At 62.6% G+C, this 20,732-nt stretch carries 19 protein-coding genes; 12 read left to right on the top strand and 7 right to left on the bottom strand.

What is annotated here, in order from left to right:
* Nucleotides 1-66 precede the first annotated feature (66 nt).
* On the bottom strand, nt 67-276 hold the full coding sequence (locus ACXMDP_RS01750) for a hypothetical protein (RefSeq protein ID WP_457767019.1): 210 nt from the start codon (nt 274-276) through the stop codon (nt 67-69).
* A gap of 98 nt (nt 277-374) precedes the next feature.
* Between ACXMDP_RS01750 and ACXMDP_RS01745 the strand changes: the two genes are divergently transcribed.
* Genes ACXMDP_RS01745 through glnT form a run of 4 tightly spaced genes read left to right on the top strand, consistent with a single transcriptional unit; the run spans nt 375 to nt 4,911 of the window.
* Nucleotides 375-1,640, top strand: coding sequence for an MSMEG_0569 family flavin-dependent oxidoreductase (locus ACXMDP_RS01745; protein WP_259729077.1), 1,266 nt, complete (start codon nt 375-377; stop codon nt 1,638-1,640).
* Nucleotides 1,616-2,641: a fatty acid desaturase gene (locus ACXMDP_RS01740; RefSeq protein WP_457767018.1), complete on the top strand. Its 1,026-nt coding sequence runs from the start codon at nt 1,616-1,618 to the stop codon at nt 2,639-2,641. The genes ACXMDP_RS01745 and ACXMDP_RS01740 overlap by 25 nt, the downstream gene beginning before the upstream one ends.
* The gene (locus ACXMDP_RS01735; RefSeq protein ID WP_399232624.1) at nt 2,638-3,627 is read left to right on the top strand and encodes an alpha/beta fold hydrolase; all 990 of its coding nucleotides are present in this window, start codon (nt 2,638-2,640) and stop codon (nt 3,625-3,627) included. The genes ACXMDP_RS01740 and ACXMDP_RS01735 overlap by 4 nt, the downstream gene beginning before the upstream one ends.
* A gap of 42 nt (nt 3,628-3,669) precedes the next feature.
* The gene (gene glnT, locus ACXMDP_RS01730) at nt 3,670-4,911 is read left to right on the top strand and encodes a type III glutamate--ammonia ligase (RefSeq protein WP_259728932.1); all 1,242 of its coding nucleotides are present in this window, start codon (nt 3,670-3,672) and stop codon (nt 4,909-4,911) included.
* A gap of 2 nt (nt 4,912-4,913) precedes the next feature.
* Here glnT and ACXMDP_RS01725 read toward each other — a convergent pair whose 3' ends face one another.
* A complete protein-coding gene (locus ACXMDP_RS01725) occupies nt 4,914-5,468 on the bottom strand; it encodes an antibiotic biosynthesis monooxygenase (protein ID WP_259728933.1) in 555 nt (184 codons plus the stop codon).
* A 29-nt stretch (nt 5,469-5,497) separates the two neighbouring features.
* Here ACXMDP_RS01725 and ACXMDP_RS01720 point away from each other — a divergent pair, with 29 nt between their 5' ends.
* Together ACXMDP_RS01720 and ACXMDP_RS01715 are read left to right on the top strand one after the other, a co-directional pair.
* A complete protein-coding gene (locus ACXMDP_RS01720; protein ID WP_259728934.1) occupies nt 5,498-6,685 on the top strand; it encodes an MFS transporter in 1,188 nt (395 codons plus the stop codon).
* Nucleotides 6,682-7,950: a chloride channel protein gene (locus ACXMDP_RS01715; RefSeq protein WP_259728935.1), complete on the top strand. Its 1,269-nt coding sequence runs from the start codon at nt 6,682-6,684 to the stop codon at nt 7,948-7,950. Before ACXMDP_RS01720 ends, ACXMDP_RS01715 begins: the two co-directional genes overlap by 4 nt.
* A 5-nt stretch (nt 7,951-7,955) precedes the next feature.
* Here the strand turns inward: ACXMDP_RS01715 and ACXMDP_RS01710 are convergent, their stop codons facing one another.
* Genes ACXMDP_RS01710 through ACXMDP_RS01700 form a run of 3 tightly spaced genes read right to left on the bottom strand, consistent with a single transcriptional unit; the run spans nt 7,956 to nt 8,927 of the window.
* Nucleotides 7,956-8,396, bottom strand: coding sequence for a hypothetical protein (locus ACXMDP_RS01710; protein ID WP_259728936.1), 441 nt, complete (start codon nt 8,394-8,396; stop codon nt 7,956-7,958).
* Nucleotides 8,396-8,707, bottom strand: coding sequence for a DUF3721 domain-containing protein (locus ACXMDP_RS01705; RefSeq protein WP_259728937.1), 312 nt, complete (start codon nt 8,705-8,707; stop codon nt 8,396-8,398). The genes ACXMDP_RS01710 and ACXMDP_RS01705 overlap by 1 nt, the downstream gene beginning before the upstream one ends.
* Nucleotides 8,708-8,732: 25 nt before the next feature.
* Nucleotides 8,733-8,927 (bottom strand): hypothetical protein, encoded by a 195-nt coding sequence (locus ACXMDP_RS01700; protein ID WP_259728938.1) that lies wholly within the window; start codon nt 8,925-8,927, stop codon nt 8,733-8,735.
* Between the two features lie 251 nt (nt 8,928-9,178).
* On the opposite strand from ACXMDP_RS01700, the gene ACXMDP_RS01695 reads away from it, so the two are divergent.
* Nucleotides 9,179-9,979, top strand: coding sequence for an ARC6/PARC6 family protein (locus ACXMDP_RS01695; RefSeq protein ID WP_259728939.1), 801 nt, complete (start codon nt 9,179-9,181; stop codon nt 9,977-9,979).
* Between the two features lie 325 nt (nt 9,980-10,304).
* Here the strand turns inward: ACXMDP_RS01695 and ACXMDP_RS01690 are convergent, their stop codons facing one another.
* Entirely contained in the window at nt 10,305-10,556 is a 252-nt protein-coding gene (locus tag ACXMDP_RS01690; RefSeq protein WP_457767017.1) for a hypothetical protein, read from the bottom strand.
* A 1,089-nt stretch (nt 10,557-11,645) separates the two neighbouring features.
* Between ACXMDP_RS01690 and ACXMDP_RS01685 the strand changes: the two genes are divergently transcribed.
* From ACXMDP_RS01685 to ACXMDP_RS01665, 5 genes are all read left to right on the top strand, one after another.
* A complete protein-coding gene (locus tag ACXMDP_RS01685) occupies nt 11,646-12,800 on the top strand; it encodes a hypothetical protein (RefSeq protein ID WP_457767016.1) in 1,155 nt (384 codons plus the stop codon).
* Nucleotides 12,776-13,351 carry a hypothetical protein gene (locus ACXMDP_RS01680; RefSeq protein ID WP_457767015.1) on the top strand — a complete coding sequence of 192 codons (576 nt, stop codon included), beginning with the start codon at nt 12,776-12,778 and terminating at the stop codon, nt 13,349-13,351. Before ACXMDP_RS01685 ends, ACXMDP_RS01680 begins: the two co-directional genes overlap by 25 nt.
* A 1-nt stretch (nt 13,352) precedes the next feature.
* Nucleotides 13,353-14,858, top strand: coding sequence for a hypothetical protein (locus tag ACXMDP_RS01675; protein WP_259728943.1), 1,506 nt, complete (start codon nt 13,353-13,355; stop codon nt 14,856-14,858).
* A gap of 61 nt (nt 14,859-14,919) precedes the next feature.
* Nucleotides 14,920-18,213 (top strand): hypothetical protein, encoded by a 3,294-nt coding sequence (locus tag ACXMDP_RS01670; RefSeq protein ID WP_259728944.1) that lies wholly within the window; start codon nt 14,920-14,922, stop codon nt 18,211-18,213.
* A 30-nt stretch (nt 18,214-18,243) separates the two neighbouring features.
* Nucleotides 18,244-19,485 carry a nucleotide exchange factor GrpE gene (locus tag ACXMDP_RS01665; RefSeq protein ID WP_259728945.1) on the top strand — a complete coding sequence of 414 codons (1,242 nt, stop codon included), beginning with the start codon at nt 18,244-18,246 and terminating at the stop codon, nt 19,483-19,485.
* 7 nt (nt 19,486-19,492) lie between these two features.
* Here ACXMDP_RS01665 and ACXMDP_RS01660 read toward each other — a convergent pair whose 3' ends face one another.
* Complete coding sequence (locus ACXMDP_RS01660) at nt 19,493-20,206, bottom strand: hypothetical protein (protein WP_259728946.1); 714 nt, start codon at nt 20,204-20,206, stop codon at nt 19,493-19,495.
* Nucleotides 20,207-20,732 lie beyond the last annotated feature (526 nt).

Genomic DNA, 20,732 nt, shown 5'->3' with positions numbered 1-20,732 from the left:
AACGGCAGAGCCCGTGCTGGCCTGCGATTTGGTCTTGATTGCTACCGGGCCGCCCCTCACGGCAACTCACGATGAGGAGGGTGATGGCCTGGCCGCGCCACTGTCTTCCTCTCCTTCTCTTCCTCTCCTTCTCTTCCTCTCCTTCTCTTCCTCTCCTTCTCTTCCTCTCCTTCTCTTCCTCTCCTTCTCTTCCTCTCCTTCTCTTCCTCTCCTTCTCTTCCTCTCCTTCTCTTCCTCCCCTTCGCCGCCTGCCCGTGGGGTCAGCCTCCACCTCACCCGCCGCTTCTGCCGCTGAGACCATCGCTGCATCTCCCGGTGGCACACCTGCGCAGGGCGCGGCAACCGACGGCGCTGCCGCCCCCGTCACGGCGCCGGTGGTGGTGATCGGCGGCGGCCAGGCGGGGCTGTCGGTGGCGAGCTGCCTGCAGCAACGGGGCATCGAGGCGCTCGTGCTGGAGCGCCACCGGGTGGCCCACGCCTGGGAGCAGCAGCGCTGGGATTCCTTCTGCCTGGTCACCCCCAACTGGCAGTGCCGCCTGCCCGGCTTCCCCTACGACGGCGATGATCCCGACGGCTTCATGGGCCGTGAGGCGATCGTCGACTACGTGCGCCGCTTCGCCGAACGTTCAGCCATCTCCGTGCGGGAGGGGGTGAGCGTGGAACGGCTGGTGCCCAGCAGCAATGGCTACCGCCTGCTCACCAGCGCCGGCGTGATCGACACCGAGCAGGTGGTAATCGCCACCGGCGCCTACCACCACCCGCGCCGCCACCCGATGGCCGAGCGGCTGCCCGGCAAGGTGCTCCAGCTCGATGCCCGTGACTACCGCCATCCCGATCAGCTGCCGGAGGGCCCGGTGCTGGTGGTGGGCAGCGGTCAGTCGGGCTGCCAGATCGCCGAAGATCTCTTCCTGGCCGGGCGTCGCGTGCACCTCAGCGTGGGTTCGGCGCCCCGTTCGCCGCGCCGTTACCGCGGCCGCGACGTGGTGGAGTGGCTGGAGCGGATGGGGGTCTACGACACCCCGATCGACGCCCATGACGATCCCCGCGCCGTCCGCCACAAGACGAACCACTACCTCACGGGCCGGGACGGCGGCCGCGAAATCGACCTGCGCCAGCGGGCCAGCGAAGGCATGGTGCTGCATGGCCGGCTGGAGCTGATCACCACAGCGGGCCTGAGCTTTGCCGACAACCTGGCCGCGAACCTGGATGCGGCCGATGCCGTGTACACCCGCATCCGCGCCAGCATCGACGCCTACATCGCCGCCAACGGCCTCGGCGCGCCGCTGGAGCCGCCGTACCAGCCCTGCTGGCGCCCTGCCCCGAGCCGCGAGCTCAGCTTGATCGACCTCTACAAGGAGCCGCTGGCCGCCGTGATCTGGTGCACGGGTTACCGCTCCGATTTCAGCTGGGTGGAAGTGCCGGTGTTCGATGGCAGCGGCGAACCGGTGCACCACCGGGGCATCACCCAGGCCGAGGGGCTCTATTTCATCGGCCTGCCGTGGCTGCACACCTGGGGCTCGGGCCGCTTCTGCGGCATCGGCGGCGACGCCGATCACCTCGCCCAACGGATCCAGCAGCAGCTGCAGCCTCGCGGCAGCCGGACGGAGCCGCTGGAATGCACGGCACTGCTCGGCTCATGACGGCTGTGGACCATCCAGCGGCGACCCCTTCCGTGGACGACCATCCAGGGGCGACCCCATCAAACGACGCCAGCGCCCTGATCCCCGCCGCTGAGCTGCGCGAGCTCAATGGCCGCTCCGATCGGGCCGGCTGGCTGCAGACCCTCTCCCATGCGGCGCTGATCCTGGCGACGGGCTGGGTGTGGGGCGACGAGCGGCTCAGCCTGCTGCTGCGCCTGCCGGCCCTGCTGCTGTGCGGCTGGGGCCTGGCCTTCGCCTTCTGCGCCATGCACGAATGCGGCCACCGCACCGCCTTCGCCAGCCGCGCCGTCAACGACGCCGTGGCCTGGTGGGCAGGGGTGCTGAGCTTCTACAACGCCGACTTCTACCGCCGCTACCACCAGTGGCACCACCGCTACACCCACCAGCCGGGTCTTGATCCCGAACTGGAAGACCAACCGCCGACCAGCCGCTGGGCCTACCTGCTTGAACTCAGCGGCCTGCCCTGGTGGAACGCCAAGCTGCGCGGCCATCTGCGCGGCCTGCGCGGTGAGTTCAGCGCCAATCCCTACATCCCCGCCGATGCGGCGCCAGCGGTGCGCAGCTCCCTGCTGAAGCAGGCGGCTGTCTACGGCGTGCTGCTGCTGCTGTCGGTGCCGGGGGGCAACGGCTTTCTGCTCTGGCACTGGCTGCTGCCGCTGGCGCTGGGGCAACCGCTGCTGCGTTTCGTGCTGCTGGCCGAGCACGGCGGCTGCGACACCGGCACCAACGGCCTGAGCAACACCCGCACCACCAGCACCCTGGCGCCGCTGCGCTGGCTGATGTGGAACATGCCGTTCCACGCAGAGCACCACCTGTTCGTCTCGGTGCCGTTCCATGCCCTGCCGGCGGCCCACCAGTGGCTGGCGCCCCAGCTGCGTCATTTGGATCCGGGCTACCTGGCAGTGCATCGCCGCTTCCTGGCCGATCCGTCGCTGCTGGAGCTGCCCGCCGCCCCCACCCTCCAACCGCAGCCGGTTTGAGCGCCCCGGCGTCCAGCGGCGACCGCCACTTCCCGCTGGGGCCGTTCCGCTTCCACTGCGCCCAGGCGCTGCCGGATGCCTGGCTGTCGTACCGGGTGTACGGCACGCTCAACCCGCAGCGCTCCAACCTGGTGCTCTACCCCAGTTCCTACGGGGCCTGGCCGGAGGACATCGAATGGGTGGTGGGCCCGATCCTCGACCCGGAACGCTGGTGCGTGGTGCTGGTGAGCCAGTTCGGCAACGGCCGCTCCAGCAGCCCCAGCAACAGCGCCATGGGACTGGCGGAAGACGGCTGGGTGATCCACCACAGCGACAACCTGCGCGCCCAGCAGCAGCTGATCCAGGGGCTGTTCGGGGTGGAGCGGCTGGCGCTCGTGTACGGCTGGTCGATGGGGGCGCAGCAGGCATACCACTGGGGCGCCCTGGCCCCGGCGGCGGTGGAACGGCTGTTCTGCCTCTGCGGCACGGCCCACACCACCCCGCATAACCGCCTGTTCCTGCTGAGCCTGCGCCAGGCCCTCACCGCCGATCCGGCCTGGGACGGCCACCGCTTCCGCGCCAGGCCCGAGCAGGGTCTGCGCACCTTCGCGCTGATCTACGCCAGCTGGGCCGCCAGCCAGGCCTATTACAAGGAGGGGCGGCACCTGGTGCAGGGCATCGCCAGCGTGGAGGAGGCGGTGGAGCGCAGCTGGCTGCCGGCCTACCGGCGCCATGATCCCCACGACCTGATCGCCATGCTCGATGCCTGGCTGGCCAACGCCCTGCCGGCACCGTTGAGCGCCATCCGCGCCCGCACCACCGTGCTCGCCGGCAGCCACGACCTCTATTTCCCTCCCGACGACTGCGCCGCCGAAGCCCGTCAGATTGCCGGCGCCCACTTCGCGGTGATCGATTCGGTGCTGGGCCATCGCGCTGGCAACCCCCGCGACGCGCCAGCCGAACAGGCCTTCATCCGCAGTGCCCTGGAGCGGCTCTGCGACGACTGACGCCGGCCCTGACCCCCCATCCCTTTCACCCCCACCGCTTCGATGACCGACCTGGCCCGCTTCGCGACCGAACGCGGCATCCGCCACGTGCTCTTCTCGTTCACCGATCTGTTCGGCGTGCAACGGGCCAAGCTCGTGCCGGTGGCGGCGGTGCAGGAGGTGGCGGCCGCCGGTGCCGGTTTCGCCGGCTTCGCCGCCTGGCTGGCCATGACCCCCGCCGACCCCGACGTGCTGGGCCTGCCGGACACCTCCAGCCTGATGGTGCTGCCGTGGCAGCGGGATGTGGCCTGGGTGGCCACCGACCTGCAGGTGGGCGGCCTGCCGCTGGAGCAGTCGCCGCGCTGGGTTCTGAAGTGCCAGCTGGAGCGGGCCGTGCGGCTGGGGTACCACTTCCGCACCGGTGTGGAGGCGGAATTCTTCCTGCTGCAGCCCGGCGGCGCCGCGATCGCCGATGGCGACGACAGCCAGAGCAAGCCCTGCTACGACCAGCTGGCGCTGATGCGGCAGTACCCGCTGATCGGCGGCCTGCTCGATGGCATGGGCGACCTGGGCTGGGGGCCCTACCAGGCCGATCACGAGGATGCCAACGGTCAGTTCGAGCTCAACTGGACCTACGCCGACGCCCTGGTCACCGCCGACCGCCATGCCTTCTTCCGGGTGATGGCGCAGGCGATGGCCGAGCAGCACGGCGCGCGGGTGAGCTTTTCGCCCAAGCCATTCGCCTCCCTCACCGGCAACGGCGCCCACCTGCACCATTCGCTCTGGAACGCCGACGGCCACAACCTGTTCCACGATCCACGCGGGCCGCTGGGCCTGTCGGCGCTGGCCTACAAGTTTCTGGGCGGGTTGCTGGAGCATGCGCCAGCGCTTTGCGCACTCACCAACCCGGTGGCCGAGAGCTACCAGCGGCTCGGCGGTCTGCACACCACCTCCGGCTCCACCTGGTCACCGGGCTGGATCAGCTACGGCGGCAACAACCGCACCCACATGGTGCGCATCCCCGACGACCAGCGGCTCGAGCTGCGCCTCGCCGATGGCGCCGCCAACCCCTACCTGCTGCCGGCGGCGGTGCTGGCCGCCGGCCTCGATGGCATCGAGCGCAACCTCGATCCCGGCCCCCGCGAGGATGCCAACGCCTACACCGATCCGCCGATCGGCCGGGCGCGGCCTCTGCCGGGCAGCGTGGAGGAGGCGCTGGAGGCCTTCGCCGCCGACCGGGTGCTGCGGCAGGCACTGGGCGAACCGTTCTGCCAGGCCTATGAACAGATGCGGCGGCAGGTGTGAGCTCAGGCGCGCGGGTAGAGCCAGCGGCGGAACAGCCGCGTCACCCTTGGCATCACCACGTAGGTCATCAGGGTCACCGTCGAGGCGGTGACCAGCAGGGTGCGCAGCAGGGGGTTCAGCTCCCGCACCAGGGGCGAAAGCACCAGGCTGATCAGGTTGATCAGCAGGAAAATCGTCAGGGTGGTGATCACCACCATCTTGTAACGGGGCGGCGGCGGCACCCCCGGCTGCCGGGGCAGGGTGAACCAGGTTTCCAGCCCGCTCAGCACGGAGATCTGCGGTGGCTCCTGCGTGTGCTCCGCCACGCGAGCCAGCAGGGCCTGGCGCTGCGGCGACACCTCCCAGCGGCGCAGCTGGCTGAGACGCGCGAACTTGAACACGATCCGGTAAGTGGAATCGTGCTCATCCACCGGGCGGTACACATTCACGCCCAGATGGCCCTCACAGCGGCGGGCGGCGGCCACCAGCTCGCTCAGGGCCGCCTCGAAGGCTTCCGTGCGGCCAGGCTTCACCCGCTGCAGCACATCGACAGTGACGGCGGGATCCTCGTGGGGCATGCAGCGCAACCCTCAGCGGGTGAGGGCGGATGAGCAACCTGGCGGTGATTCTGTACGTGTGCCTGGGTGCGGCGCTCGGCCAAACCGGCCTGTTCATCGATCTGCCCTCCCTGCCGCAGCTGGCCAGTGACTTCGGCGTCGATGCCGCCGCCACGCAAACCACCGTCACTGCCTATGCACTCGGCTACGGCGCCTCCCAGCTGGTCTGGGGGCCGCTCTCCGATCGGCACGGTCGCCGGCCGATCGCCCTGGCCGGGCTCTGGATGTTCATCACCGCCAGCCTGCTGCTGGCCGTGGTGCCGGGCTTCGAGCCGTTCCGGCTGCTGCGGGTGGTGCAGGGGATCGGGGCCGGCTGCGGCACCTCGGTGTCGCGGGCGGCGCTGCGGGATGTGCTGAGCAACCGGGAGCTGGCGCGGGCGATGTCCTTCGCCAGCATCAGCTTCGCGCTGGCGCTCGGCTTCGCCCCCTTCGTGGGCGGCTTGATCGGGCGCGCCACCAGCTGGCGGGTGGATTTCCTGCTGGTGGCGGCGCTGGGGCTCGCCACCGCCCTCTACCTGGCCCGCGCCCTGCCAGAGTCGCTCAGCCGGGAGCTGGCGGCGGCCGCCACCCGTCCATCCGTGGCGGCGATCGGCCGCGGCTACCTGCGGCTCGCCGTGGATGCCCGTTTCCTGCTGCCGTCGCTGATCGCCACCGTCGCCACCGGCATGATCGCCCTGTACGACGCCGCCAGTCCCTTCATCTACGAGACGCGCTTCGGTTTCGACGCAGCGGGCTTCGGCTCCCTCTCGCTCGGGCTCACCGTGGCCTACATCGCCGGTGCGCTGATGGTGGTGCGGTTCGTGGTGGCCAGGGGGCAGCCGTGGCTGCTGCGCTTCGGGCTGGGGGCAATGCTGCTCGGTGGGCTGCTGATGGTGGGGCTGGGGCTGGGCGGCTGGTTTGACACCCTCTCCCTGTTCCTACCGATGCTGGTGATCACCTTCGGCGCCAGTGTGCTCGTGCCGATCGGGCTGGCGATGCCGATGCAATCCTTTCCCGCCCAGGCCGGGCAGGCCTCCGCGCTCACCGGCTTCCTGCAGCAGGAGGGCACGGGGCTGCTGGTGCTGATCGCCACCGTGCTGCCCGCCAGCTCCCAGCTGCCGCTGGCGCTCACGCTGCTCGCCCTGGCGCTGGTGCTGGGGCTGCTGGTCTGCTCCTACACCCGCCTCACCCCGGCATGAACCGCTTCGCCTTCCCGCTCTGCCTGTTGCTGGCCGGTGCGCTGATCGGCCTGGCGGAACTGCCCTACCAATGGCTGTCGGAGCTGGGCTTCCAGCTGCAGCGGCTCTGGCCACTCGGCGGCGACGGGGCGCTGGATCCCCTGCTGGTGCTCGCGCCGGCTGGGGCCACGCTGCTGTTTGTGCTGCTGGCCTGGGGGCCGCTGGCAGCGGGCCGGGGTGGTGGGCTCACCGGTGTGATGGCGCTGCAGACAGCCCGCAGCGACGCCGAGCGCGAGCGCGCCCTGGCCCCCCTGTCGCTGCGCCACCAGCTGGCCCGCCTGCCCCTGTTGGCCCTCACCCACCTGGCCGGGCTGAGCGTGGGCACCGAATCCCCCTCCGCCGCCCTCGGTGCGGCCCTGCTGCTGGCGCTGCGGCGCCGGCTGGTGCCGCTGCAGCAGCTACCGCTGGCGCTCACAGCGGCGATCGGCGGTGGTGCCGGTCTCGGGGCCGCCTTCCGCTCCCCGCTGCTGGGCGCCGCCTACGCGCTCGAAGAGCTCAGCGCGGTGTCAGGCTTCAACCTGGTGATGCCCACCCTGGTGCTCGCCGGCATCGGCACCCTGTTCACCACGGGTCTGGGCCAGCCCGCCCGCCTGGCGGAAGGGGTGGCGGTGGCCATGGCGGCCGAGCTGCTGCCGCTGGCCCTGCTGATCACTGTGCTGGCGGCGCTGGTGGGGGTGGTGCTGGTGCGCCTGCTGGTGCCGCTGGCCCAGTGGCTCGGCCCCTGGCTGCGCTCCAGGGGGCTGCCGCTGGCGGTGGCGATCGCGGCGCTGTTCACGTTGCTGGCGGTGGCCAGCGCCGGCATCAGCCTCAACGACGGCTCGCTGGCGCTCGGCCCGGCCCTGGCCGGCACGGCCGACAGCCCCTGGTGGGCGCCGCTGCCGCGGCTGCTGGGGCCCCTGCTGAGCATCGCGATCGGTGCACCGGGCGGCCTGATGCACGACTCCATGAGCCTGGGGGCGGTGCTGGTGGGCCCCTGGCTGCAGCAGTTGCCGGCGGAGCAGCAGGCGGCGCTGGCCGCGGTCGCCGCCGCCGCGGCGTTCAGCGGCGCCTGCCGCACCCCGCTGTTCTGCGGCCTGTTCGTGTTCACGCTGCAGGGCAATGCCGCCGTGCTGCCCTGGCTGCTCACCGCCGCGGCGATCGCCGCCTCCATCGGCCGCTGGCTCGGCGGCATCAGCTGGAACGAAGCCCAGACCGAAGCCTTTCTGCGGGCAGGCGCCAAAGGCTGAGGCCCCTAGTGCGCGCCGTGGCCGCCGGGATGTTCGCTGCAGGGCATCCACATCTCGCCCATGGCATGGACGCCTTCGCAGCCAAGTTCCTTCGCCTTCTGCAGCGCCGTTTCCTTGCTGGGGTAGGCCATCAGGGCTGCGGGCGGCGGCGCGGCGCCGTGGTGATGGTGCACGCGCGCCGGGATCGGCCCCTGCCGGAATGGCCCCATGCCCTCAAGGCCCGTCCACCACACGCCCATCACATTGACGCCGGCCACGACCACCCCCATCCCCACCACGCAGAGGTTGATCACCCCCATGCCCACGGCCCCGAGGCTGATCACCCCCATCGGCACCACACCGATGCTCACCACCCCCATCGGCACGATGCCGATCGAAATGATCCCCAGGGGGGCGATGCCGATGGCCACCAGCTTCGGCTTGGCGCCGCACGCGGAGTCGTCCATCAATGCGAGTGACCGCCATGCTGGCCGCCACTCTGTTGACCGCCTTTCTGGCTGCCGCCGGCGGGAGGGTGGCTGGCGCAGGCCATCCAGACGTTGCCCATGCGATGGGCCCCCTTGCAACCGAAGCGAGGCGCTGCTGCCTCGGCCTCCTGCTGCGTGGCAAACACGGCCTGCACGCCCCCGTCCTTGGCAGAGCTGGGGGTGCTGCTGGTGAACCCTGGACGGGCGGTAGCGAATAGAACAGTGAGTGCTGCCAGGGTCAGTGCGGGGACGCGCGGCCAAAAGCTTCCGGCAGGGAAAGAACGCGTCATCAGAGCGATCGTCATCGGCGGAAATCTAGAGGCAGTGGTGGGCGGGGGCCTGGCCTTGCGGGCGGCGGGACAGGAGCTTCGGGCAATCCACCAGGAAGATCACCGCGCACCAGAACATCAACAACAACTCAACGCAATCGACATCCAAGCGCCACGCCAGTGCTTCGATGCCGACACTAGACAGTGCGGAGGCCCAGCCGGAAAGAAAGAAGTCAGACAAGCAATTCTCCTGAAGGCCCAGGCAAACAAGCAACCTAGAGCCAACAAAAAGGAGAATTGCATGAGGCGGCGTTTGCAAAGACACTCATGCCCCACTAAGCTGCAGCATGAGAAAGTTTCACGCGCGGAAAAATGCGTCACATGGGTCAGAATCTGACAGCAGTGTCTTGGATTCTCAGAGCAGCAGACCGCCTACAAAAGCATCGCCTGAACTGAAGCCACAGGAATTCAGCCTGGCATTTCAAGCATGTCATGAGCAACCACAACGACCGCAACATTGAAGCCGCAAGCCAAGAAGCCGAACGCCTCTTGGCAGAACTGGAGACATTGGCTCCAGCCACCCACACGCAAGCCGGCAACTTCGCTCCACCACCACCGCCTCTGCCCTACACCTCAGCGCAGCACTCACCAGCAGCCCACGCATCCAGGCGAAAACTTAAAGGCTGGGCCTGGCTTCTGCTCATCGTGCTGGCTGGCATTGCTGGAACCCTGGGCGTCGTTAGGAGTCATTTCACAAGTCAGTCGAGCCCCTCCAACCCACCTAGCAAGCAGCCCACACATTCAGAGCCTCGAGAACCAGGGGAAACCAGCGAACCAAAAGCGCAAACCGAGCCCTACACGCCCAGCGTGTCCAGCGAGGCAACCAACCAAGAACCTTCAGCCGAAGCCCTGACACAAGAACAGGCCTTTTCCCTTATCAAAGGCTGGCTTGACGCCAAGCCCAGAGTCTTTGCCCCCCCATTCATCAGCCAAGCGGTGGATGCCTATGTTGCCAACGGCCCCCTTTGGAACGACATCACCAAGGCGGGCGGGTCAATTGACTGGCTGAAGGAGAATGACAGCCACTACTCCTATGCAAGCAACACAATCAACAACATAACAGACTTCTCCAGGGATACCGATGAACCATCGGTCACCGTTTCAATAACACAAGACATGGCCTTGCACAGCCCCAAAGGAACCAAGCCAACAAACTCAACTGATACATATCGATACACGTTTCGCCAGGAAGGTGGCAACTGGAAGATATGGGACTACAAGAAACAACAATAGCCTGCAGAGGCAAATGAAGAAGGGAGGCAGCTTCACCAGCAATCCGCTGAAGCATTGATCCCGGTGCAAACTCCACCTCTACTTGAGGTGAGTCTGCGGCAGCTGCTTCGCAGAAGCGGTACTACATGTGGCCAACAGATGTCGCGTACGGCCACCCTAATTGATTGATGTAGAGACCTAGAGTTCCACCCGATCATTCTGCGTGAGCCAAGCGACTTCCTAGTCCAGGTGGGCTTAGCACGGATCTCACAAAAGGCCTCGCTGCACTTGGCTGCAGGCCTCAACAATAGAACACGCATGGGCGGCGGCCTAAGCGGAAGTTCCACTAGCGAAGTCGATCATGTGGCAGAAGCCCATTGGCTTGCCATCCATCAAACCAATCCTGGCGTTCCAGCCAACACCACTTGAGCGCGATCAGGCAGGTAGCCCAGAGCCGGCATAACATTCGAAGAATAGCCATAAGCAGCTCATGCTGGCCAAAACAAGAGCAACAGTGCTTCCTCAGCACCAGCACCAGCACCAGCACCAGCACCAGCACCAGCACCAGCACCAGCACCAGCACCAGCACCAGCACCAATGATGATTGCTGCCCTCCAGGGCGTGGCAAGTGCACGGAAGCTTTGCAAGTAGCTGCGGCTCCTGGAAAATGCTGATGCTGGCCATCTGAAGAATGCCAACGACAGAAGTCCTTGGCATAGTGGCTGCGGGAAGCTGCAAGCAAGCTCTTCTCAAGATCAGCAAGTACTGACCACCATTGCACCGAAGAGGAAGTAGCCGATCCGCAACTGTCACGAAATTGCGGCCTATCTTAGGCCGGAGGCAATGAAGCTAGCGATGGAGTGCTTGAGCCAAAGAAGTGTCTCGTTGAGCACAACCAAGTCGCAGAGCATCGCAGACAAAGGAACAAGAGCCGCAATGAACAGAAGAGCCTCATTCGGTGAAGCGTGGCTGGAGGTGAGTCCACGCAAACCAATGGATTCTCATCAGGACCAGCGGCAGATTTTTACACTTCAGGCCCCGCACAACTCAACCCGAAGGCGCTCAGCCTCACCTCAGGTTTTTGGATGTCGCTATCCACCGTTAAGCCCATAAACGCACAAAGACATGGGTTGCGAGACGGGAAGGCGAAAGTTGGGGCATCAACGTCGCAGGATGGAGGCACGTGAAGGCGATCAGAACCCCAACAGCAAAGAAGTCACTCGTCACAGCCTGATGCTGCAATTATCTACACTAGATTTCACAACAAGCCCTACAATAACTCAGCAACCACTCGTGTTCCAGTAGGCGCCACCAGCAGAGATGACCACACCAAAAAGTCAACCCCTACAACTCTGTGGCTGAAGATTCGCTCAGCTACCGGCCATGGCCTTCCGCTCACCCAGGCACATTCCTGCTGGCCATCTCCGCCTATCGTTGTGTTGGTCTAGGAGTTGATCAGGGTGCTGGTCACACTTCGCTTGGTCGCCCTGGGAAACAGATGACCTTTGTGAACACTCAAGGCCTGGCGGCCCTTTTGGCCATTCTGCCCCTGCTGGCAAGCTGCACAGGTGCCTCAATGCCGGATTGCGTCGAACATAGTGCGTCACCCAACAGCGGAACAGCCACGAAGACCAATCAAAATACGAAAAGTTCACCCCCAGTCACGGGGGCAGGGCCGCCATCAGGCATGGGCACAAATGCCAAAGAGATTCTGATCGGCATCGATGGCAGTGGCTCCATGCTCGGCCATGCCCGCGCGAGCGATGCGAGCCGTTGGCTCAGCCTGCTGCAGTCGATCAATCTCTCCACCCAAACGCAGGGCCTATCCGCCCGGGCTTACCGAATCGGCGCAGGCACGGCGCAGGCACTGAACAGCGAATCCGTCACAGCCGCCAGGAATCCCTGCTTCTTTCAGGGGTGCGCACCCTTTCCCGCCGTGGCCTCAAGCCTTCAGACCTTGTGGGAAGTCAACGCTCCCGCCGGTGCCACCCCCCTGCGCCTGCTGGTGAGCGACCTGGAAGTGAATCAGAACGACATCTCCACCTTGATCGGTGCCATCCGCACGGATCTCAGCAAAGGCGCTTCCGCCGGGATTCTGGCCCTGAAGCTGCCGTTTGAGGGGCAAGTCTTTGATGCCAGCGGCAAACCAGTGTTCAGCGGCAAGCTTGACCGGCCTGTGTACCTGCTGGCCACCGGCAATGCCGTTCAGGTGAGAGAGGTCCTGGAGGAGATTCGCAAGAACATGGCCCTCAAGGGGGTGAGCAGTCAGCAACTTTCGATTCTTGATGCGCAGTCGGAACCCAAGACTCTGACAATCAACTCGGCCACGCTGATCCCTCAGACTATTGGTCGCTCTGGCGAGCCTTTACGCCTGGGAGGCAACACATACAACCCTTCCAGTCATTCTCAATACCGATTCGCGAAGCTCAGGGATGGCTCCACGGGGATTGCCCTGGCCACGATTCAACCCTGGAGCGGCGGCGTCACCCGGCCTGATCTCGGCTTGGTGAAGCTGGAGCGGATCCAGCTTTCCCCGAACGACAGCACCGATCCAAGCGGAATCAGCCTCAAAAGCATGAGCGTTGCAGGGTCCAACCTCCGCTTGGAGCTGGAGATCCCCCCCTCAGCCCCAGCTGGGGCCATTCGGGCCACGATCCCACGCGGCAGCCTGCCCGAGCAGTGGTGGATCGAATGGGACAAGGATGATCCCAAAGCCACCAATGCCAAAGAAAAAACCGAAGGCCTACTGCTGCTCATGACCACCCTTGGCCAACAGGTACAGGCACAATCGCCCAATAAGGCTCCTGCCGCTGCTCTTTGCTTCGCCTTTCAGCACATCTGACATCCACTCTCTTCATGCCGTCACTTCGTTACATCTGGCTGGGATTCAGCTTTTTCCTTGGCCTCCTTTGGGTGTTCATCGGGCAGAACTGGATCTTCCTCAACCTCTTCGCCGGGCTGCTGGGGGGAGATGGACTTGACCTGAACAGCTATCTCCAGAGCGGAAGCAGCCCTTCCTTCACCGTGCTCTGGATCAGCTGCATCATCGCGCTGCTGCTCTGGCTGATCGTCACGAGCAGGGCACGGCCGCGCAACGGCGCTGAGGTTCGGCGAATGCGGCCTCTGTGGTGGACAGCCGCCACTGTCTTGGTGCTGCTCGGTTGCTTATATCAACTGTTCTTCACGGTATTCATTTGGCAGCTGCAGGGTCAGTCGCCAGTTGAGGGAAGTGCGATCAACTACTTCCCTGTGCCACCCACAGGTTGGCTGGTGCTGATCCTGTTTGTCGTCATTGATGTGGCCCTGCTGTTCTGGCTACCCACAGTGCTTGGATCCCCGCGAAGCTACCGATTGGTGGTGCCCGGTGCCGTTAAACTTTTCGGAGGTCGTTGAGATGAGCCTGTTTGCCATCGGTGTGGGCGGCAGTGGTGCCAAGTGCCTGGAAGCCCTCACTCACCTACATGCCAGCGGCCTGCTGCAGAACGAAGCCAACAACACCGTTCGCCTCGGCACCTTCCTGGTGGAACCGGATCTACAGAGCACCCTGCTGGCTCGCGCGGAAACGGCCATTGATCGCTACGGCAAGATGCGGCAGTTGCTGAGTCATCGGGCAAGCGATTTCGCTCGTGGCGAAGTGCGCCACTACGGCACCTGGAGCCCTCTGGGCAGTGCGGCGAGTGGCATCAGCCTGGCCCAGGTGTTTCCCAAGCCAGTGCTTCGTACCCAGGCCAGCGGCCTGGCCGCTTTGTTCGATTGCCTGTTTCCACCAGAAGAGCAAACCGTTGAGCTCGACGTGGGATTCCGTGGCCGGCCGCCGATCGGCTCAGCGGTGATGAGCCGGGTGGACATCGCCAGTGAGGCCCAGACGGGCCAATGGAAACAGATGCTGAGCGATATCGAATCAGCGGCTGGCGGTGGTGAAGCCCCCGTGATTCACCTGTTCGGCAGTGTCTTTGGTGGCACAGGCGCCTCCGGCGTGCCAACCCTGGGTCAGATGCTCAAGAGTTGGCTACAGGATCGGGGTTTGAGCAGCGTGCGCGTGAATGCCTCGCTGCTACTCCCCTACTTCGACTTCGACGGCCAAGCCCAGGCAGACACTGGCGTTCACGCGGAAGCCCGCAACTTCCAGCTCAATACCGATGCGGCTCTGCAGTATCTACGCACCAGTGGCACCACCTGTTTCGATCAGGTGTACCTGATCGGCAGCGACATCAAGGCCCGTTACGGCTTCAGCATCGGCGGCCTCAGCCAGAACAATTCCGCCCACGTTGTTGAGTTGCTGGCCGCTCTCGGCATGCGCCACGGGCTTGCTCCAGCCGCAGCGGGCTGCTACGCCCACTTCCTGAGTCGAGCCGTTGTCAATCAGATCAGTTGGGACGACATTCCCGACAACCAAGAGGTAGGTGAAGCCATGGCCCGATCGGCGCGGTTTGCTGTGGCCTGGCTCAACAATTTCAGTCTTGAAATTGATGCCGCGCAGAATATGGCGATGCCCACCTTCCTCAGCGGCGCTCCTTGGGCCAGTCAGTTCTTCCAGCCAAGTGGCAAGGCCAGCGGCACCCGGGCCGGGCGTCCGAGCATTTCCAGCACTGAGGAGCTGGAATTGAAGAGAGCCATCGATGCATACACTGTAACCCTGCTGCAATGGCTGCAACAATTCAGCAGCAATACCGGCACCGGCTTCAGTCAGGAGCTGTTCAACCCTCAGGTGCTGGAACGCAACGACACCCACGAAAATGCCCTCGACCGGGTGGTGAAGGGCTCGGCTCGGCCCACACACCAGGGAGCGAACGACACAGTTGAGGCCATCAAGGTGCGCATGGATGTGCTCAACCCCGCGGAGATTCCCCACAACGGAGTGGCCGGTCTGGCAGACACCCTTTGGCGGCTCAGCTACTGACGACATCTGATCTCTGGCTACTGCCCAGTCCACCCTTCACAACCAAAGCCACTGACCCGCCATGGCCCAAGACGCCGCCGCCGACAACAACAACATCCTTGTTCACCCCTGGTTTCCCAAAACCGATCCGGCCATGGCCGGCGGATCCCGATCAGGCGAGTGGCTGGGGCGCGATCAGGGAACACTGGGGACCATCGCCAATTCCCTGGTGTATGAGGTGGCCAGCAGCCAAGTCAACGCCCTGCCTTCCCCGTGGTCGCGGGCGCTGCAATTTGAGCAATCCGTGAGAAATCCCCGCTACCCAACCCGCGAAGCGCTGCTTGAGGAACTCTTCGGCTGCATCGCCACCTTGGGGCTGTGGGAAATGTTCGGGCTCAAGCTGGATGCAGAGAGGGTGGCCCTCGCCAACCTGGCCACCACGAAAGATGAAGCAGTGGGGCCATTTGCACGCAGCCTGATGAGCACCAAACCCAGCGGTGAGCAAACTCTCTATGCCTTGCCGGATCGCAGCAACCCCTGGGACACCCTGCACGTGCTGAAGGTGGAGGGTGTGGTGATCGGCTTCACCTCTCCTTCCACGGTGATCTGCCCTGCGGTCCACCTTCCCGCCGGCATTCGTGGCATGAACTGGACGGCCAACGGCCGTTTCGGCGTGCCAACGAAGTTCCTTAGCGATCAACAGCGAAAGGCTCTGGCCGATTGGATCCACTACCTGAGCCAAGGCCTCCTCAACGCTCCCGATCGGCAGAGTCAGGTGATGGCGGGACACATGGATGACGTGCTCAATCGTTTCATCAGGCAGCTGATCGACGGCAAGCCAAGCAATCCCACCCTCTCAGACAACCCCGTAGCAAGCCTGCCCACGAATCCCAGTGCGGTAGCCCTATTGCGGCGTGCTGCCAAGGGTGGCACCAGCCCGAGCCAGGCGACCCTGGAGTTGGGTGATCGCCGGCTACGGCCCCTGGATCAAACCCCGAGCTGTCCGGTGATCCTGGTTGATCCGGAGATGCCCAATCGGCTCGGATTGGCCGCCAACGACATTGCCTTGTACAAGGCTGCAACGCTGGAATCAGTGGGATTTGACAAGCAGCAATTGGAACGGCTGTACGGAAACGAGATCGAGGTGCTCACACCTGATGACGTGTTCATGCCGGAACTCTTCCTTTTACCTGGAGAGTCAGCGCTGGTGAATTCCTGGCTGCCCAACCGCCTAGAGGGAAGACCAGTGGTGAACGGCAGCCGCGTCACCCCCTTGCTGCCACTGAGAGAGCGGATGCGAGACTTGTTCAGCAGCGCAGAACTTGCCAGCCGCTGCACGCTGCGAATGGTGGAAACCGGAAGCGGCATGGAGATGGAAGTGACGGTGATGCTCCCACTTCAAGGGAATCGGTCGGCCTATCCAATGACACGATCCTTCCCAATCAAAGAACAAAACCTGATTGATCAGGATCTTCCCGTCATTACCCTTTGGCCAAACATCGCGGACACAGACTGGCAGCTTTTCTATATCTTCTGCGATGACAGTAGCTCAAGCCTCACCGTAGACGGCTTTGACGACTATGAGCTTCACAAAGGCCGAGAAGCGCAGGAAAGTGTAAAATACTACACCGCTAGGCGCTTTCCAGACCTGATCAAACTTATCGAGCGTGGAGAAGTTTGCGGGCTGATTCCCGTCAATCCACCACCACCTGCCACCAACCTGTCAGCCGCTTGGCGGGTGGGTATTGACTTCGGGACGTCCTTTACCAATTTCTTCGTTGACGATGGTTCAGGACCCGCCCGTAAACCACTAGACACTCGGGTGATCCCACTGACTCTTGCCGAGAAAGAAACACAGCTCAACCGCCTCTACAAATACTTCATCCCAGAAGTCCTGCTCCCAAAGGGAGCGAACCCGCCCACATCCACAGCACTGAATACATACGGCTGGCAAGAGGTGAAAGGCTCAGTTCCCGATCTCTATCATCAAGCCCGTGTGCAGTGGCCGAGTACCAATGCAAACGCCCTGCGTGGACCCAGCATCCGCACAGGTTTCAAATGGCGTCAGCCGCAATACCAAAAGCCGTTTCTCAAGGAAATGGCACTGCTGATCAGCAGCAATGCTGCCGCATCAGGGGCGAAAGAGGTGTCATGGTCCGTCTCCTACCCAAGCGCCTTCTCCCCCAACGAAGCACGCAGCTACCGCCGTTGCTGGACAGATCTATGCAACGAACTCTCCGCATTAACGGGCCTGAGGCAGACATTCAAGGACGAAGGAGGGGCCGCTGGTCTTCAGACCGAAGCCGTGGCCTTTGCCAGCTATTTTGGCAACTACCTGAACAGACAAATGGTTCACACCGCTTGCCTAGACGTAGGGGGTGGCACCACGGACATCAGCATCTGGGAAGAAAACCGCCTACTGCATCAGGTTTCCGTTCCCTTTGCTGGCAGAAATATCTGCACCAACGTACTGCAGAACAAACCAACTTTTATTCGCTTTCTTTTTGCACCTGGGATCACCGGCGAGATTTCCGAGAATGACGCAAAACTCCGACAGGATCCAAACTTCAACAGCTGGTTTGACAACTGCCTCCGCTACGAGTCTGATGAACTTCTACGTGACAGGATGCCAATTCACCGTGCCGATCAGGAGCGTCAGCTGATCGAGTTCGTGAGCATCATGGCAGTGAGTTTCGGAGGGATCTATCACTACCTTGGCTTGATTCTCAAGGCACTGGGGAATGAAGGCCTGCTTCGAAGGCAAGCACCTTTCCCCGTGTATATGGGAGGCAACGGCGCACGATTCCTGAACTGGCTGGATGAAAGCGGCTCCTTTTCACCGGGCTGCGATGCAGATGAACTCTTTGAGATCATGCAGAGTAAAAGCGCAGGCTTTGAATCCAGCTCTACGGGTGCCGCACGCACAACACTGTCTGGCGCCTTCAAGGATGAAACATCCTGTGGACTTATCAGCAGCGGGGTGAACCTTCAGGGAGATTTTGATCCGCGCGATGAACTAATGATCACAGGCGAAGAACTTGTTGTCAATGACAAAGTATTTGAGACACTTGATCGAGTCGACTTCAACGGAATCGACAGAGTTGAAAGCTACGCACTAGGAAGTCTTCGCGAGCTGAAGCAGTTTGTCAGCAACTACGATGCAGCGTTGAGCAGCGCAAGAATCACGACACTCCTGCCGATCAGCAATCTAACTTCACCCAACACACTCTGGAGTGACGTTGAGACTCAAGTTCGAGCAATCTGCCTTGAACGCGTGAACAAAGACATCAACGATTTGGAGCCAGAGCCAGGCTTTGTCCTCGCTCTAAGAGCTCTGATCAACACCTTGTCACGGCAATGGGCTGAACGCTTTTGAAGCCATTTCCCAGGCAATAACCTCTATTCCTTGCATCCTAAGATCATGAAGCATCGGTTTCAGCCCAAGGGCGCCAAAATCTTTCTTGCACTCATTGCGACAGGAATTATTACCGTCTACGGTGATTCCCAATTACACGCTAGCGCCGAAGGAGACAGGCCCTCTCTAATGCTTAGCCAAAGTCCAAGTCTCAAGCCAGGCAACATCGTCTCATATAGCACGGGAGAACAAGCGCATATAATTGCTACTCAACAAGAAAGTACTCAATCCACCGCCACCAATCCAATACAGGCTATTCAACAGCTCTCCAAGGAGGATGACGCCAAATGGTATCTTGTCTCGATCATTGCACTAGGCCTTCTTTTCTGTGGTCTTTATCTAGTCGTCTTCAGAGTGAACCATCATGGCACTTCAAGCCCTTGGGGAAGCCTTCGCAGGAGAAGAGATAGGCATAGCGTGGAAGCAGAGATGCCCGATGGCCACCCCATCAAATCCAACAAATACCACACAGATCAAGTTGATACGACAAGCTCAGACGACGAAGATAGCACACCTTTTATTGACACTCTCAAACAAACTGAGGCCAGAAACAATTCTGCAATCCGACAACTCCAATCGGATGTTCACGAGATGAAGGCTGAGCTAATCCGGCTTGCAGCCGCCATTGAAGAATCGCACAAGCCACAAGAGTCCACGCGTCAAGAAGTATCTGCAACAGCAGATCCCAGTTTCGCCATTCAGATTAAGTCGCCGGGTGGATCATCAAGGCCCCAACAACTCTTCCCGCAAGCCAATGAGAGTGCCTCCCCCTCTGCTGGTTTTGCAGCCTACCTGGCGGGCTTCACACAGGCAGACCAAGAGTCACCCGCCCAATCGACGACTCAAACACCCTTGGAAATAATAATCAAGGATTTCCAAGCAGCCACTCAGAATAGAGATAGAAGCCTACTGCGTAGGATTACAACCGCCGAATTGAATATCACCAGTGAATCTGAAGACAGCCTGGTTCGCGGCTCCCTCAGCCACACTACACAGTTGAGATCTGTCCCCGGAGGGGGGAGCTACGTACTGATCGCTGTGGAAACAAGGAACTGGCTGTTCCCCACCTTCCTTACCCTGGAAAGCTTCAATACAAACCAACCAGCCAAGGGGATCTTCACCTATGAACGCCAGCTCGTCTCCAGCGCTGAATTGAAGGTCCCGGCAGAAGTGAGGGAGGTTGGCGGTCTATGGGAGGTGGTGAAGCAAGGAACAGTGATCGTGCCGGGATGAATCACCCTCAGGCATTCGCCTCCAGCTTCGCCAAGCGCTGCTCCAGTTGCGCAATCTTTGCCCATGGACTGGCGTTGAGGGGGTCCGCAGTCGTGCTCAATGCGCCCTTCGCCTTCAGCTGCCAACGGCGACCGAACACCACTGACTCAGCCGACGCCGGACGAATCACGTGCAGCACTGCAGGCAGATCTTTGCTGCCGTCGACATCGTAAAGCCTTCCCAACGTTTGCAGCTGGGTAATGCGCCCCAAGGTGCCGGGACGCGGCAACAGCAACCACCCGTTGTCAAGGGTTTCAAGCGCCCATGTGGTGCCTTGGGCGAAGGCCTCCAATTCCAGCTCTTCGATCTCACCGCTAAGTGTGCGGCCGCTCACGCCACAGGGCCGAGCAAAAGGCTCCAGCAAAACGGGCGTGTTGCCATAAACATCCAGAATGGCCGCCACAGATAGATTGAGAACAGGAATCAGACGATTGGCAGTCTCTGGCCGTACAGGCAACTCGGGTGGGCTTGAGCGTCCACCAGTGGAGCTGTCAATTGCCCCTCCTTCATGCTGGCCTTGGGGAAAATGCTCCACGCGTTCGCGCAGATCGCTGAGATCCCCATGGATGGCGGCAATGGTCTGATTCAGCTCTGCATCGGCTTGGAGGAAGCGATCGCTGAGCTGCTTCACGCTCTTGAGCAGAAACTTGATCGATTGAACGATCTTGTCGTCCTCGGCCATTCGGTTCCACTTGGGCTCAGCTAGAGCTTCACCCTAGCGATTCCTGCGCAGACCTTCTCAATTCATGTCAGAGCTAACCGCTCGAACAATCAGTCAACCTCCCGCTGCCAGCCTCTACCATGAACTTCCTCCGCCACCACAGGCAGCAGCGGCCGCCACGACTTGATGAACGACCCAATCGCTGCTTCAGACCTGTCTGCGCTGATTGATCACTCCAAAGGCGTTGTTCTTGGACTTCAGCTGCTGGTGGCATTGGTTGCCCTCTGGTTGTCGTTGCTGCTGGCGCGGCTCACCACGCCACTGGCCACCAAGCTGGCCCAGCTCCACCAGGACGGCTCCCTCAACGATTCCAAGGTTGATCAACGGCTGGTGAGGATACGCACGCGCTACATCGCCCTGCTCACCCACGTCGACAACGTCGACACCGCTGAGTTCAGTGCGGGCGAGATCGAAACGATTTCACTGCCCTTCTTCACACGCAACATCACAGCCGCCGCCGCCCAGAGCTGGCTGCGGCAGGCGCCGG

This window comes from Cyanobium sp. ULC065, from assembly GCF_977927515.1.
Note: the sequence above shows the minus strand (reverse complement) of the source record. Positions and strands in the feature narration are given on the sequence as shown.

What these genes read in the sequence shown, in the direction of transcription:
- ACXMDP_RS01720 (WP_259728934.1), top strand. Translation starts at nt 5,498, where the DNA reads ATGAGCAACCTGGCGGTGATTCTGTACGTGTGCCTGGGTGCGGCGCTC.
- ACXMDP_RS01685 (WP_457767016.1), top strand. Translation starts at nt 11,646, where the DNA reads ATGGGCACAAATGCCAAAGAGATTCTGATCGGCATCGATGGCAGTGGC.
- glnT (WP_259728932.1), top strand. Translation starts at nt 3,670, where the DNA reads ATGACCGACCTGGCCCGCTTCGCGACCGAACGCGGCATCCGCCACGTG.
- ACXMDP_RS01715 (WP_259728935.1), top strand. Translation starts at nt 6,682, where the DNA reads ATGAACCGCTTCGCCTTCCCGCTCTGCCTGTTGCTGGCCGGTGCGCTG.
- ACXMDP_RS01695 (WP_259728939.1), top strand. Translation starts at nt 9,179, where the DNA reads ATGAGCAACCACAACGACCGCAACATTGAAGCCGCAAGCCAAGAAGCC.
- ACXMDP_RS01670 (WP_259728944.1), top strand. Translation starts at nt 14,920, where the DNA reads ATGGCCCAAGACGCCGCCGCCGACAACAACAACATCCTTGTTCACCCC.
- ACXMDP_RS01675 (WP_259728943.1), top strand. Translation starts at nt 13,353, where the DNA reads ATGAGCCTGTTTGCCATCGGTGTGGGCGGCAGTGGTGCCAAGTGCCTG.
- ACXMDP_RS01725 (WP_259728933.1), bottom strand. Translation starts at nt 5,468, where the DNA reads ATGCCCCACGAGGATCCCGCCGTCACTGTCGATGTGCTGCAGCGGGTG.
- ACXMDP_RS01740 (WP_457767018.1), top strand. Translation starts at nt 1,616, where the DNA reads ATGCACGGCACTGCTCGGCTCATGACGGCTGTGGACCATCCAGCGGCG.
- ACXMDP_RS01705 (WP_259728937.1), bottom strand. Translation starts at nt 8,707, where the DNA reads ATGACGCGTTCTTTCCCTGCCGGAAGCTTTTGGCCGCGCGTCCCCGCA.
- ACXMDP_RS01660 (WP_259728946.1), bottom strand. Translation starts at nt 20,206, where the DNA reads ATGGCCGAGGACGACAAGATCGTTCAATCGATCAAGTTTCTGCTCAAG.
- ACXMDP_RS01710 (WP_259728936.1), bottom strand. Translation starts at nt 8,396, where the DNA reads ATGGACGACTCCGCGTGCGGCGCCAAGCCGAAGCTGGTGGCCATCGGC.